Genomic DNA, 13692 nt, shown 5'->3' with positions numbered 1-13692 from the left:
TACGGGATCGAAATCCACACCGCTGGTACGTGGCGGACGACCCGGCTCGGTTGAACCATCAACGCTCGTACAGCAGAGGCGAGTTACAACCGAGGGAGTTCACGAAGTCGTCCGCCTCGTTTCTGTACCGCTGCGCCGTGTCGCGGCACGGTTATCGCTATGACGAGAACAGGCAGTGATCTCCAGCGCCGCCGTAACCTCGCGAACGTCGCGCATGGCCACTGGGGTGAACGCGTCCCGGTGGTGTTGTACGCGTGCGTGAGCGATTGCCGTGACGCCGCGGAGAAGATGGCAGCGCTCCGCAGGGTGGCCGCGGCACGGGATTGGGTTGTGCGCGCCGCGCTGTACGACGTCGACTCCACGGCTTCCGCTCGTGCCGACCGGAAGGCTTGGCCGGAAGCCGAGCGACTTCTGGAGGGCCGCGAGGTTCAGGGCTTGGTCGCACCCGACGAGGACGAGATCGCCCTTCACTCAGCTGACAAGGCCCGCTTCCGTGAATGGCTGCTCGGCGTCCCCGCTTTTGCGCTGTACCCCTTGACGCAGACGGTTCAGGGCGCGGAGACCAGCACCGAGGGAGCAAGCCAGTGAGATCGAGCACGGTCGGCAGGGCGCCGGAAAGCCACGACGGGCAGGGGCACCCCGCAGTCGTGCGCCTGAATCAGTGGTGCTTGCGGTGCGCCGAACTCCGCACCAGGTACTACGGGTCCGCAGCCCTCGGTCACCACGCGGAAGCGAAGGCCCTGGACCTCGAATTCGCCCGCCACAAGCGGTTGGTCCACTCGTGACGGCCCTCGCCCCGGCGCGATCGGCGCGCGATACGGCCGCCGCGACCCGCATCGCCGCAGGGCGGCTCGTGATTCGTCGATGTGTCCACGCAAGGGGCTGGACGAGTTCGCACGGCATCGATCGGTGCACGGGATGCGGGGCGCAACGCCACACGGCTTACGTCTCACTCAGAATGCCCCTGCCCGACAGCGCACCCGAGACGCCGTGGGGGAGGCCGCGCATCGGCACGCCAGGAGAACGGATGCGACAGCCGGACTGACCATGACCGGGGCGAGCATCGGCGGTCAAGTCGTCCAACACAGCTGCCACAAGACTCCTGCCCTCGCTGTTGGAGAACGGTCGCGGTAGCCGGGCAGGTCGGCAAGGGCACGACAGCGTGGGGAATGCCCCTGCGCCGAAGAGCACGAGGAGGAGCACAGTGAACGAATTCGCACCGCCGCCGAAACGCGCCCGCAGCTTCGAGAAGCTGTTCACGACGAAGGCGCACCGACGTGTTCAGACGCCGAGCGAGTCCTACGAGTACAAGAAGACCTCGGGCTCTTCGGACGGGGCCAAGACATACGACACGACAGCTACCTGATCACGTCCAGGTTCGAGGGGCACGGTCCGGTCCGAACGCCGTGCCCCTCGGGCTTATCCCCGAGGGAGGGAACACCTTGATCAAGTTGCGCCTCACCCCGTACACGAACACGGCCTGGACGTGGAACGGCTGCCGCTACACCACAGCTGACGGCACCAGCGAGATCATGCCGTTCGGGCACCCGATGCTCGAACAGGCCGCCGTGACCGACGGCACCCGTACGCTGCTCGTCGTGCGTGAGCGCGTCGCGGGCAGGCCAACCGCGCAGTCGGCGCTCCACAGCACCACCCCCGGGGAGTACGACAAAGCCCGCGCCCTGGCCGAGCAGTGGCCCGCGGACTATGTGCTCGTGGAGACGGCCCCCGGGCTCCCGTGCCGTGTCACCAACGGACCCTGCGGGATCGCACCCCTCTACGTCGCACACGACGACACGAGCCTGTACGGCTCATGGGACATGGCCGACCTCACCGGCCACGCCGCCGGCCTCAGCCCCCGCGAGGTCGCCCGCCTTCTGATCTACCGGCCTCGGTACGGCACAGAGACCGTATTCCGGGGCATCCAGCGGGTCACCGAGCGTTCGACGGCGACGTTCGGCGGTCACCTGTACCTGCGGTACCCGGAGCCCGCGCTTCACGGCGGACCGCGCGAACTCACGCCGGATGCCGACGTGCTCGGGGCGTTCGTGGACGCGATCGACGATGCCCTCGACCTCCGGCCGCTCGACGAGGTGGAGACGGTGCTTCACCTGACGGGTGGCTTCGACTCCGGCACCGTGGGCACCCGACTCGCGGAGCGCTGCCCCGGCAGGTTTTCCACCGCGGCCCTTCTGATCTGGGGACCGGGGCGCGCACACCAGGTCCGACGACGCACGGAGATCCTCAAGGCCCTGCCGTTCGCCGAGCAGGACCACTTGATCGATGCCATGGACTACGCGCCCCTTATGCCTGGGTGCGCCCGTGTGCGAGGCGAACGGATCAGCCCGTACGAGGAGCCTCTGCACCACCCGTTCACCCGACTGGCCGAAGTTCTGGCCGAGCACGGGGCCCAGGCGGTCGTCACCGGGCTCGGCGGCGACGAGATGGTGGCGCTGTCGCAGGACGAGTACCCCCACAAGTCCATGGGCGAGCTCAGCGACGGGCTACCCTGGATCGGGCCTCGGGCGCGGGCCGCGCTGGAATACGCGGACGACGGCATCGCACCACCGGCTCCCGCCAATTGCATGACGCTGCTGTCGTTGGAGACCACGGCACCCGTCCTGATGAAGGCGGGGATCTGGCCCGTCCATCCTTTCGCCGCCCCGGGTATGGTCCAGCTCGGCGAATGGCTGCCGATGGACTGGCGCGAGCTGAAGCAGCTCCAGCGCCGTCGTCTCGCCTCCCTCGGTCTCAGCCCGGACGTCACCGAGTCCCGGCAAAGAGAGTCCTTCGCCGAAGTCGTCCAGCACTCCCTGACGACACATGCCCGACCGCTGTTCGCCAAGATGCTCCATGAAGGGTCACCTCTCTTCGAAGAGCAACTGGTGGACCCTGACGGATTGCGGAATGCCGTCGTGCGACTGTCCGAAGGGCCTTACCGGGAGGACGGTGACGCCCAGCTCCTGGAAGTCCTCGACCTCCACTTCGCAGCCCTCGCCTTCGTGTAACCAATGTGGTGGCGGGGGCCTCCGCCCTCGCCACCCGCGCTCGACCGACAGGAGCCGATGTGTTCGCCATGCGTCTCGCAACAGCCACCGATGCCCCCGCCGTCGAGAACCTGATTCTCGCTCGCTGCGCGTGGATGGACGCCCGAGGCATCCCGAGCTGGCGGGAGAGCGTCGCCGACCTCGTCGGTCAGACGGAGAACAGCGATGGCGACATGTGGGTCCTAGAAGAGGACAGCGGCCGGATCATCGGGTGCACCACCGTGCAGGGGCAGACTCCCCCGTGGGGGTGGACCGAGCACGAGCTGAGCGAACCCGCCGATTACCTGTACACGACGGTGACCGACCCGGCCTACCGTCGGCGGAGGCCCGGCACGGTGATCGCCCTGTGGGCCGTGGACCGCGCCGCCCGCGAAGGCAAGGAGTGGGTGCGGCGCGGCTGTCACTTCCGCGGACTCGTGAACTACTACGAGACGCAAGGGTTCACGCTGGTGCACGAGGTGCAACGCACCAACTCCCGTGTGTACCTGATGGCCCGCCGCGCCGAGCCGATTGTTGACCTAGGGCAGAAGTTCAAGGCTCTGGAGCACGTCCCCCACTGACGGAAGAGGACTTGACCCATGACCGACCCGGAACTGCCCCTACTCACCGATGAGCTGCTTCGGCGGATGGCCGTCGATCAGAACGCCCGAGGAGTCCGCGAAGACGGCAACGTCGAAGCGGACATCGACGCGATGCGTGCGGCGGACGGCGAGAACTGTGCCTGGTTCACCGGAGTGCTCGACGCGCTCGGTACCTGGCCCGGGCACTCCCTCGTCGGCAAGGAGGGAGCCACGGCAGCGTGGATCATCTGCCAGCACGCCGACGAACACCGCGAGCTCCAGGAGCGTGCACTCGTACTCCTGACGGCCGCGGTCGAGTCGGAGGAGGCCGAGCGCGGACATCTTGCCCTGCTGACAGACAGGTGCCTGGTCAATCGCGGAGAGAAGCAGCGGTTCGGTACGCAGTACCGGAACGGCGAGCCCCGTCCGATCGAGGACCCGGAACGGCTCGATGAGCATCGTGCCGCGTACGGGCTGGGGCCGCACGCGGAGTACGACGCGCGGATGCGCGAACTCTGAAGCGGACGGGCGGAAAACGCCCGATGGGCCCGAGGCCCGCGCCCGAAGAGCACGACACTCAGCACATCGACCGCGACCCCTGGCGCCACCGATGCCGCCCGCGGGCTGAGGTCCTCCGGCAGCGAGTTGCCGGAAGACCTCCTTGCCCGGATCAGTGTTCCTGCAGGCCACCAGGGCGGGGCAGCAGGAAGGAAGCCAGGAAGGCCAGGGCCAGCAGGCCGGCGCCGGCTCCGAGGGTGAGCTGCATGGTGCGGGCGTAGCCGAGGGCGGTCGTGCCCTGGTCGCCGAGGGCGGAGTAGAACACGGTGCCGAGTACCGCGGAGCCGAGTGCGCTGCCGAGTTGCTGGGCGGCGGTGAGGGTGCCGGAGGCCGTGCCGGTCTCGTGGGGTTCGACGGCGGAGAGGACCGTGTCGAAGAACGGGCCCATGACCAGGCCGATTCCGAGGCCGGCGACGACCAGCGCCGGAGCCGTTCGCCAGATGGTCACCTCCGTACCGGCCACGTACAGGGTGAGGGCGAGCGCGCCGAGGCCCAGGGCCATGACGGCCGTGCCGACCTGGATGACCTTGCGGCCCAGTCTTTCGACGATGCCGTGCTTCTCCGTGGCCTGGATGACGACGAAGCCGAGCACCATGCCCAGCGACCAGGGCAGACTGCCCAGCCCCGCCTTCAGCGGCGGGCAACCGAGCCCTGCCTGCAGGAACAGGCTGAGGACCAGCGAGAAGCCCGTCAGTGCGGCGAAGACGACCGCGCCCACCACCAGGCCGCCGGAGAAGGCGCGCTTACGGAACAGCGCGGGCACCACCAGCGGGTCCCCGCCCGCCTTCGCCTTGCGCGACTCGTACCGGCCGAAGGCCACGCACACGGCGACCCCGGCGGCCAGCGACGCGAACGTCCAAGCGGGCCAGCCCAGTTCGCGGCCCTGCACCAGTGGGAAGATCACCAGCAGCGCGCCGAGCGAGGCCAGAGCGACGCCGGGGAGGTCCAGGCGTGGCGGGGCGGCATAGCGGGATTCGGGCAGGAATTTCCACCCGCCGAGCAGGGCGAGCAGGCCGAGCGGGAGGTTGACAGCGAAGATCATGCGCCAGCCGGTGCCGAAGAGGTCGGCGTCGATCAGCGCGCCGGCCAGGATCGGACCGCCCACTGTGGACAGGCCCATCACCGGCCCGAACATCCCGAAAGCCCGGCCCAGTTCCTTGCCGTCGAACATCTCCTTGATGATGCCGAGGCCCTGCGGGATCATCACCGCGCCGAACAGGCCCTGCAGGCCCCGGGCACCGATCAGCATCCCGGACGAGACGGACACCGCGCACAGCATCGACGCGACAGTGAAACAGGACGCACCGATGAGGAACATCCGCTTCCGGCCCATGATGTCGCCGAGCCGCCCACCGGTGACCAGTCCGACCGCCATGGCCAGGGCATAGGCCGCGCCGAGCCACTGCGTCATGCTCGCGCCGCCGCCCAGGTCGGCCCGGATCGACGGCGCCGCGACATTGGCGACCAGAGCGTCCAGCATGTCCATGGCCTCGGCGGCCAGCAGCACCCACAGGGCGACCCAACGCCATCGGTACGGCGCGGGTGAGACCGGTTCGACCGGCGGTTCAGGAGTGGTGGTGGCGCAGACGCCGTCCACACGGAATTCAGGCACAACAGTCCCTTTCTCAAAGGCTCGTGAGAGAAAGAGACGCACCGGGCACTACCAGGATCTGGTGTGCATGAGAGCGCGGGCCCCGCCCGGACTAACCAATACCGGGCAACGTAATTTCGCGCGTCACTACCCGACCAAGGTAACAGAGGCCCGGAAAACGCCGGACGGGCCAGAGACCCGCGCCCGAAAGCGCGAGCTCGAGCCCGTCCGGCGGAAGCCGGAAGCCAGAAGCCGGAAGCCACGAACTACTGCGTCCCGATCGACGTCAGAACATCCAGACGCGAAGCCCGCCGCGCCGGCCACACCGCCGCCAGGACGCCCACCGCCAGTGCCAGCAGCAGGAAGATCCCGATCCGCGCCCAGGGGACGACCATTTCGTACTCGGGGAAGGACGAGCGGAGCAGGTGGCCGCCGGACCAGGCCAGGAAGATGCCGACCCCGACGCCCAGCACCGCGCCGAACATCGCGATCATCACGGACTCCAGGCGGACCATCTGCTTGACGCCCGTGCGGGCGAGTCCGATCGCGCGGAGCATGCCGATCTCGCGGGTGCGCTCGAAGACGGACATGGCGAGGGTGTTGACGACGCCGATGACGGCGATGACGACGGCCATGCCGAGGAGTCCGTACATCAGGTAGAGGACGGAGTCGATGCTGCCCGCGGACTCGCGGCGCAGGTCGTCCTGGCTCTCGACCTTGATGATGGGGTTGCCGCCCATGGTCTTCTTGATCTCGGCGGGCAGCTTGCCCGCCTGGCCGGGGGCGGCCTTGAGGTAGACCGCGTCGTCGCGGACGCGGTCCAGGTGGGGGTCGACGAGGGCGGGGGTGCCGAGGACGTCGACGAGGACGTCGTTCTTGGCGTAGACGGCGGCGACGCGCGGCTTCGCCTTCTGCCCGTCGTAGAAGTCCATCGGCACGGTGGAGCCGATCTTCAGGCCGTGCTTGCGGGCGTACGGCTCGGCGACGGCGACGGAGTCGGCGCCCCGGACGCCGGTGAGGGAGCCGCTGGTGACGCGCAGGTCGGTGACCTTGCCGAGGGCGGCGAGGTCGGTGGCCTGGACGCCGGTGGGCTCGCCGTTCGTCTGGAAGCCGATCATGCGGACGGGGACGGCGGCTGCGACGCCGGGCTGTCCGGCGAGCTTCTTGGCGACGTCGGGCGAGAGGCCGAGGTAGCTGGTGGAGCTGACCTTGTAGTCGGCGGTGAGGTCCTGCTGCCCCATCCGGTCCACGCCCTGGTTCGCGGAGACCGCGGCCACGGTGAGGCCCGTGATCAGGGTGAGGCCGATCATCAGCGCGGAGGCGGTCGCGGCGGTGCGGCGCGGGTTGCGCAGCGCGTTCTCCTTGGCGAGCCTGCCGCTGACGCCGGTCATCCGGCCGGTCACCTTGCCGAAGAGGGTGACGAAGGGGCGGGAGAGCAGCGGGGCGAGCACGATGACGCCCGCGAGGGTGAGCGCGGAGCCCGCCATGGCGGCGGTCAGCCCGCCGCTGTCGCGCAACGTCGTCACGTACAGCATGATCGCGACGCCGAGGCCGGTGAGGACGGCGCCGATGGAGTTGCGTACGACGAGGCCGCGGGGCGCGGGTGCCTGGTCGACGGAGGCGAGGGCCTCGACGGGGGCGATCCGGGCGGCCTTGCGGGAGGGCAGCCAGGCGGCGACGACGGTCACCAGGACGCCGACGGCGAGGGCGGACGCGGCGGCGGTGGGCTCGACGACGAGGGGCCCGTCGGGGAGTTCGGCGCCGCCGGCGTCGAGCACCGACCGCAGGCCGACGGCCATGCCGAGGCCGAGGACGAAGCCGATGGCCGAGGCGACCAGGCCGAGCAGTCCCGCTTCGACGAGCACGGACCGTACGACCTGCCGGCGGGAGGCGCCCACGGCGCGCAGCAGCGCGATCTCCCGGGTGCGCTGGGCGATGAGCATGGTGAAGGTGTTGGCGATGATGAAGACGCCGACGAAGAGCGAGATCCCGGCGAAGACGAGGAGGGTGTTCCGGATCGAGCCGGTCTCCTTGTCGATGGCCTTGGCCTGCTCGGCGGCCAGCTGCTTGCCGCTCTGGGCCTCGAAGCCGTCGGGCAGCGCGGCCTCGACCTGGCGGGTCAGCGCGTTCTGGTCGGTGCCGGGCGCGGCGGAGACGACGAGTTCGCCGAACTCGCCGGGCTTGCCGAAGAGCTTCTGCGCGGTGGCGGTGTCGAAGAGCGCGAGGCTGCCGCCCGCGCCGACCCGCGGGTCGTCCGTCCCGACGGTGCCGACCAGGGTCTTGGTCATGACCGGTCCGTCGATCGCGAGCCGCACGGTGTCGCCGAGCTTCGCGCCGGTCTTCTCCGCGGTGCGGGTGTCGAGGGCGATCTCGTCGGCGGAGGCGGGGCCGCGGCCGGACTTCAGCGGGTAGCGGCTGTCCTTGCCGTCCTCGCCGGGCACGTAGTTGGCGCCGGAGCTGCCCCACTGGCTGCCCGCGGGGTCGTTGTTCCTGTCCGCGACGGTTGCGGCGCCGCCCACCGAGGGGCGTACGGAGGTGACGCCGGGCAGCGCGCGGACCTTGTCGACCACCCGCGCGTCGAGGACGCCGTCCTTGGAGTCGGTGCTGGGGCGGCCGGGGGTCACGGAGACGGCGACGTCGTCGAGGCTCTTGGCCGTCTTGTTGCGGAACGCGCTGCCGACGGAGTCGCTGAAGACGAGCGTGCCGGAGACGAAGGCGGTGCCGAGGAGGACCGCGAGCGCGGTCATCATCAGCCGGGTTTTGTGCGCGAGGAGGTTGCGCAGGGCGGTACGGAACATGGTCGGTCCTGGTCCGGAGCGGAAGTGGTGGCGTACGGAGCGTTGGGAGCCGGATCTCAGCTCGTACGGCCCTTGGCTTCGAATTCGGGGGTCCGGGGGTTTCCCCCGGGAAGACGGCGCATCCGGTCCAGCACCGCGTCCGCCGTGGGCTCGCGCATCTCGTCGACGATGCGGCCGTCGGCGAGGAAGATCACGCGGTCGGCGTAGGACGCGGCGACCGGGTCGTGCGTGACCATGACGATCGTCTGCTGGAGCGCGCGTACGGACTCGTGCAGGAAGCCCAGGAGTTCGGCACCGGAGCGGGAGTCGAGGTTGCCGGTCGGCTCGTCCGCGAAGATGATCTCGGGCTGGGCGGCGAGCGCGCGGGCCACGGCGACGCGCTGCTGCTGGCCGCCGGACAGCTGGCTCGGGCGGTGTGCGAGCCGCCCGGAGAGGCCGACGGTGTCGACGACCATGTTCAGCCACTGGGCGTCGGGCTTACGGCCCGCGATGTCCATGGGCAGGGTGATGTTCTCCAGCGCGGTCAGCGTCGGGAGGAGGTTGAACGCCTGGAAGACGAAGCCGATCTTGTCCCGGCGGAGCCTCGTCAGCCGGCGGTCGTCGAGCGACGCGAGCTCGGCCTCGCCGATCTGCGCGGAGCCGGAGGAGACCGAGTCGAGCCCCGCCATGCAGTGCATCAGCGTCGACTTGCCGGAGCCGGAGGGGCCCATGATCGCGGTGAACTCGCCGCGGCGGAACTCCACGGAGACCGCGTCCAGGGCGCGCACCTGCGTCTCCCCGTGGCCGTAGACCTTGCTCAGGCCGGTGGCGCGGGCTGCCACGCGGGTGGGGGTGGCGGTTCGGTGCGACGACACGGGGGCTCCTCCGGAGGGGGCGTTCTCATGGGTGCTCGGGGTGGCCGCAATGGCCGGAATCAACTCCTCCAAGTCTGGGTGGCGGGGGGTTGCCGGGCCTCAGCCGTACGGCCGGAATCGGGTACCGGTCAAAAGGGCGAGGCGGCCTGTCGGCCGTAGTACCGGAGATGTACGGCGTCATCCTCAGGGCGCATGGGGGCCCCTACGGGGCGGGTCTCATACTCGGCTCCGCCGCGGCCGGGGCTGCGCCCTGGATTCGTGCTCGGGTGCGGCCCGGCGGGCTTTGTTCCCCTACCCCGCCCCTTCCCGTAACTGGGGCTTCGCCCCAGACCCCGGAGCACGCTTCGCGCGCTGTCCTCAATCGCCGGACGGGCTGAATTCAGCCCGTCCGGCGATTGAGGACGCGCCCGCAGGACGCTGGGGGTCCGGGGTCTCCCCGGTTTCGGGAAGGGGCGGGGTGGGGAACAAGCCCGCCGCAGGCGACAGCGCGCGCTCACCCACGCAACGTACGCGACGGCGGCACCCCGTACCGATCTCGGTACAGGCCCGCGAAGCGGCCCAGGTTGGCGAAGCCCCAGTGGCAGGCGACCTGGGCCACGGTGACGTCCGGGTTGCCACGCCCCGCCATGAGATCCGCGTGTGCCCGCCCCAGCCGCACCTCGCGGAGGTAGCCGAGCGGTGTCGTCCCCAGGTGCCGGCGGAACGCCTCCTGCAGGGCACGTGGGCTGACGCGGGCCGCCAGTGCGAGGTCGGCGAGGGTGAGCGGCCGGTCGGGGCGCTCCTCCGCGAGGGCCATGGCCCGGCGTACCGCGCCGTGCGCGACGACGCCCGGCCGCTGGGCGTCCACTCCGTCGGTGATCAGCCGGTAGGTCTCCATCAGCAGGGCGGCGGTGGTCTGGGTCAGATGGGCGGCGATCAGCGGGCTGGTGCGCGCGATGCCCTCGCCGAGCACTTCGCGGTGCACGGCGGCGGAGATCCCGGCCCAGCTCCGGGCGGCCCCGGCGGAGATCGGGCCGCCGAGCCCGAAGCGGGCGCGTAACGGGCCCTCCACGCCGAGCGCGTCGGCCGCGGCCGCTTCCACGGTCTCCCGCGCGAGCCGGACGGTGGTCATCCGCGCGCCGGGCGCCCAGTGCACCTGGAACTGGCGGTAGGGGTCGAGCACATAGGTCTCGCCGGCCCCCACGACCTGCTCCTCCCGCCCGGGGGAGATCACCCGCACCCGGCCCCGGACGAGCTTGCAGACGAGGAGGTAGGAGTCGAGCGGCTGGGGCGCGACCAGGGTCTCGGCCCCGTACTGGAGGCCGGAGACGGTGACACCGGGGAAGCCGCCCTCGGCGTACCACGCGGAGAAGTCGTCGGGGTCGCCGAGCACACTGAGCTGGTAGGGGCTGTAGGCGGAGCTGATGATCTCGCGGGTTTCGTCGAGATCGTTGCTGAGTACGAGCGTGCGCATGTTGCCGGGGGCCTCTGGCCCCACTCCGGGTTCGGTCATCAGGCGTTCCTCGGGAGTCCCGCGTTCTCCGGCCAGGAGCCGCGTTTGACGAGTAGCCGACAGGTGGCCCCGTTAGTACCGTTCTGCTTGTCCGCAGTCAAGGCGGGGGTCGTCCCCACAGCTCTTTCGGGACAGGGCCCGGCGCCGTGCGCGGGCGCGGCCCTGGATCCACGGGGGACATCCAGGGCCGGATCCCCACCGGAGGGGGTGCCCCGCCGTCAGCGGACAGACGGCGGGGTTCTTCTGCGTCCTGTCACCCCGGCCCTTGAGGGATCAGCCCTTGACGGCGCCGCCCAGCGCGAAGCCGCCGCCGAGGCGCCGGGAGATCAGCGTGTAGAGCAGGATCACCGGCGTCGAGTAGAGGATCGAGAACGCGGCGAGCTGCCCGTACGCCACCTGGTCGTAGTTCCCGAAGAACGTGAAGATGCTGACGGACGCCGGGAGTTGTTCGGGCGAGAGCAGCAGCATGAAGGGCACGAAGAAGTTGCCCCAGAGCATGATGAAGCTGTAGATCGCCACGACGGCCACCCCGGGTCCCATCAGCGGCAGGATGACCCTGACCAGCGCCTGGAGCCTGCTCGCGCCGTCCGTCCAGGCGGCCTCCTCCAGGACGGCCGGCACACCGTCCATGAAGTTCTTCATCAGCCAGATGGCGAAGGGCAGTTGGGCGGTTGCCATGAACAGGGCGGTGCCGTAGACGGTGTCGATGAGGTCGATCCGTACGAACAGCCCGTAGACCGGCACCATGACCGCGGTGATCGGCAGGCAGGTGGTGAACAGCACGGTCAGCAGGTACGGCCGGCTGAAGCGCGACCGGAAGCGCGACAGCGGATAGGCGGCGAGCGCCGCGCAGACCATGGTCAGCGCGGTGGCCGCGCCGCACAGGAGCAGGCTGTTGAGCATCGGCCGGAAGGTGATCTCCTCGTTCATCACCGCCGAGAAGTTGCCCAGCGTCGGCTTCTCGGGCGCCCGCACCCGCAGCCCCGCCCCGTCGTCGACGGACGCCAGGATCAGCCAGACGAGTGGTACGGCGAACGCGAGGGCGACGGCGAGCAACGCGGCGTCGGCGGCGAGTCGTTGACGGGTGCGGCGGGTGAGCAGCGGCGGCATGGCACCTCCGTACGCGAACGGCTGTCGGAGGATAGCGCGGGGGCGGCTCCGCCGGGACCGGGCGGGGCGGCCCGGATGCCGCTCACCGCGGGGGTCCGCCGGGCTCGGCCGCCAGGTGGGCCCGGTACCAGCCGGCGGAGTCCGCCAGCCGTGCCAGCGGGCCCGGCCCGGGCCGGTGTCCCGTCCGGAGCCAGACGTCCTCGCTGCGATACCAGTGGTCACGCGCCAGGAGTGTGAACTGCCGTTCGCCCAGCTGCCCGTCCGTGGCCCGGAGGCGGTCCAGGCACTGCTGCCAGGCCCAGTCCCGCGGGGGTACGGGCGGCAGGATCCGGTGCGCGGCCAGTTCGTCCATCAGGTCCCGGTTGCGCACGGGCACGGGGTGGGAGGCGTGGAAGGCCGCGGCGGGCAGCGGGTCCGGCGCGAGCGCCGCCGCCACGATCAGACCGGCCAGGTCGTGGACGTCCACCACGGACGACAGTGCGGCGCCGCCGTCCCAGCGGGCGGGGACGCGGACCAGCAGTTCGCCCAGGGCCGGCACCACCCAGCGGTCCCCCGCGCCCAGGACGAGGCCCGGCCGCAGGACGGTGCCGCCGGCCGCCAGGACGAGACGCTCGGCGAGCAGGCGTGTCGCGCTGGCCGGTGAGGCGGGGCTGGGGTCGACCTCGTCGACGCCGACGCCCCGGTGCGGCCCCCTTCCGTACACCGCCGCCGTCGACAGATAGACGATGCGCCCGACTCCCGCGCGCGCGGCCTCCGCCATGAGGGCGGCGGTGCCGTCCACGTTCACCGCCGCGCACAGTTCGGGGGATCCGCTGACACGGGAGGCCAGGTGGATGAGGACGTCCCCGCCGTCGCAGACCCCGGTCAGGGTCGCCGGGGCGGTCAGGTCCGCGGCGACCCATGTGGTCCCCGCGTCCGGTGACCGGTGCGGGGCGTTGCGCCCGACGACGCGCAGGACGGTGTCCGTGGCGGCCGTCCGCCGTCGCAGCGCGTCCACGACCTTCGAGCCGATGAACCCGGTGGCCCCGGTGAGCACCACGCGCCGGACGCTCACGGCCGTTCCAGGGCGCCGTCGTCGGCGAGGGTGATCCCGGCCAGGGCCTCGGGGGTGGCGATCCCGGGCAGCAGGTACCGCCAGATCGAGGTGATCCGGCGTGGCAGGTCCTTCCTGCCGGAGGTGATCTGCGACATGAGCTGGATGCCCGTGTAGGCGCCGACCAGCATCTCGGCGAGCTCGCACCCGTCGACGTGCGGCAGCAACTCGCCCTTGCGGTGGGCCTCGACGAGCTCGTCGTTGAACCGGTCGGTCCACCAGCGGTAGATGCTGGAGTCCCGGACGGCCGGTCCTTCGAGGTCGACGGCCAGCCGGACGCCGGCCCGGAAGAGCACGTTGCGCTGCATCTCCACCGCGAGCGCGAGGGTGATCTCCACCAGCTGCTTCAGCCCCGCCGGCCGCTCCGGCAGCCGCAGGTCGGCGGCCTGCTCCAGCATGACCGTCCGGGCGAGGTCCTCCTTCGACTTGAAGTGGAAGTACATCGCTCCCTGGGTGAGGCCGGCCCGCCCCAGGATGCCGGTGATCTGAGCGCCGTGGTAGCCGGACTCGTCGAAGGCCTCGGCAGCCGCGCGGAGGATCAACTTGCGTGTCTGTACAGCTCTTTCCTGCATCGGTCGCACCATCCGTG

The 13692-nt window shown here is 70.6% G+C and carries 14 protein-coding genes; 7 read left to right on the top strand and 7 right to left on the bottom strand.

The window, feature by feature from the left end:
* Positions 1-159: 159 nt before the first annotated feature.
* From DXZ73_RS29190 to DXZ73_RS29170, 7 genes are all read left to right on the top strand, one after another.
* Positions 160-588: a hypothetical protein gene (locus DXZ73_RS29190; RefSeq protein WP_162890372.1), complete on the top strand. Its 429-nt coding sequence runs from the start codon at positions 160-162 to the stop codon at positions 586-588.
* Positions 585-785, top strand: a complete 201-nt coding sequence (locus tag DXZ73_RS29185; RefSeq protein WP_116213997.1) for a hypothetical protein — start codon at positions 585-587, stop codon at positions 783-785. The genes DXZ73_RS29190 and DXZ73_RS29185 overlap by 4 nt, the downstream gene beginning before the upstream one ends.
* Positions 782-1045: a DUF6255 family natural product biosynthesis protein gene (locus DXZ73_RS40655; RefSeq protein WP_425315876.1), complete on the top strand. Its 264-nt coding sequence runs from the start codon at positions 782-784 to the stop codon at positions 1043-1045. The genes DXZ73_RS29185 and DXZ73_RS40655 overlap by 4 nt, the downstream gene beginning before the upstream one ends.
* Positions 1046-1204: 159 nt before the next feature.
* Positions 1205-1366, top strand: coding sequence for a hypothetical protein (locus tag DXZ73_RS38435; RefSeq protein ID WP_162890371.1), 162 nt, complete (start codon positions 1205-1207; stop codon positions 1364-1366).
* A 76-nt stretch (positions 1367-1442) separates the two neighbouring features.
* Positions 1443-3008, top strand: a complete 1566-nt coding sequence (locus tag DXZ73_RS29180; protein ID WP_116213996.1) for an asparagine synthase-related protein — start codon at positions 1443-1445, stop codon at positions 3006-3008.
* A 68-nt stretch (positions 3009-3076) separates the two neighbouring features.
* On the top strand, positions 3077-3607 hold the full coding sequence (locus tag DXZ73_RS29175) for a GNAT family N-acetyltransferase (RefSeq protein WP_116215932.1): 531 nt from the start codon (positions 3077-3079) through the stop codon (positions 3605-3607).
* Between the two features lie 18 nt (positions 3608-3625).
* Positions 3626-4126 (top strand): DUF6624 domain-containing protein, encoded by a 501-nt coding sequence (locus tag DXZ73_RS29170; protein ID WP_116213995.1) that lies wholly within the window; start codon positions 3626-3628, stop codon positions 4124-4126.
* 151 nt (positions 4127-4277) lie between these two features.
* Here the strand turns inward: DXZ73_RS29170 and DXZ73_RS29165 are convergent, their stop codons facing one another.
* The 7 genes from DXZ73_RS29165 to DXZ73_RS29135 form a co-directional block, all read right to left on the bottom strand.
* Positions 4278-5777, bottom strand: a complete 1500-nt coding sequence (locus tag DXZ73_RS29165) for an MFS transporter (RefSeq protein ID WP_240351535.1) — start codon at positions 5775-5777, stop codon at positions 4278-4280.
* A gap of 245 nt (positions 5778-6022) precedes the next feature.
* Entirely contained in the window at positions 6023-8554 is a 2532-nt protein-coding gene (locus DXZ73_RS29160; RefSeq protein WP_116213994.1) for an ABC transporter permease, read from the bottom strand.
* A 56-nt stretch (positions 8555-8610) separates the two neighbouring features.
* The gene (locus DXZ73_RS29155; protein ID WP_116213993.1) at positions 8611-9408 is read right to left on the bottom strand and encodes an ABC transporter ATP-binding protein; all 798 of its coding nucleotides are present in this window, start codon (positions 9406-9408) and stop codon (positions 8611-8613) included.
* Between the two features lie 493 nt (positions 9409-9901).
* Positions 9902-10900 carry an AraC family transcriptional regulator gene (locus DXZ73_RS29150; protein WP_240351534.1) on the bottom strand — a complete coding sequence of 333 codons (999 nt, stop codon included), beginning with the start codon at positions 10898-10900 and terminating at the stop codon, positions 9902-9904.
* A 273-nt stretch (positions 10901-11173) separates the two neighbouring features.
* On the bottom strand, positions 11174-12010 hold the full coding sequence (locus DXZ73_RS29145) for a carbohydrate ABC transporter permease (RefSeq protein ID WP_116213992.1): 837 nt from the start codon (positions 12008-12010) through the stop codon (positions 11174-11176).
* 82 nt (positions 12011-12092) lie between these two features.
* The gene (locus DXZ73_RS29140) at positions 12093-13064 is read right to left on the bottom strand and encodes an NAD-dependent epimerase/dehydratase family protein (protein ID WP_116213991.1); all 972 of its coding nucleotides are present in this window, start codon (positions 13062-13064) and stop codon (positions 12093-12095) included.
* A complete protein-coding gene (locus DXZ73_RS29135; protein ID WP_240351533.1) occupies positions 13061-13675 on the bottom strand; it encodes a ScbR family autoregulator-binding transcription factor in 615 nt (204 codons plus the stop codon). Before DXZ73_RS29135 ends, DXZ73_RS29140 begins: the two co-directional genes overlap by 4 nt.
* Positions 13676-13692: the final 17 nt, after the last annotated feature.

This window comes from Streptoverticillium olivoreticuli subsp. olivoreticuli, assembly GCF_003391135.1.
In the GTDB taxonomy this organism is placed as follows: domain Bacteria; phylum Actinomycetota; class Actinomycetes; order Streptomycetales; family Streptomycetaceae; genus Streptomyces; species Streptomyces blastmyceticus.
Note: the sequence above shows the minus strand (reverse complement) of the source record. Positions and strands in the feature narration are given on the sequence as shown.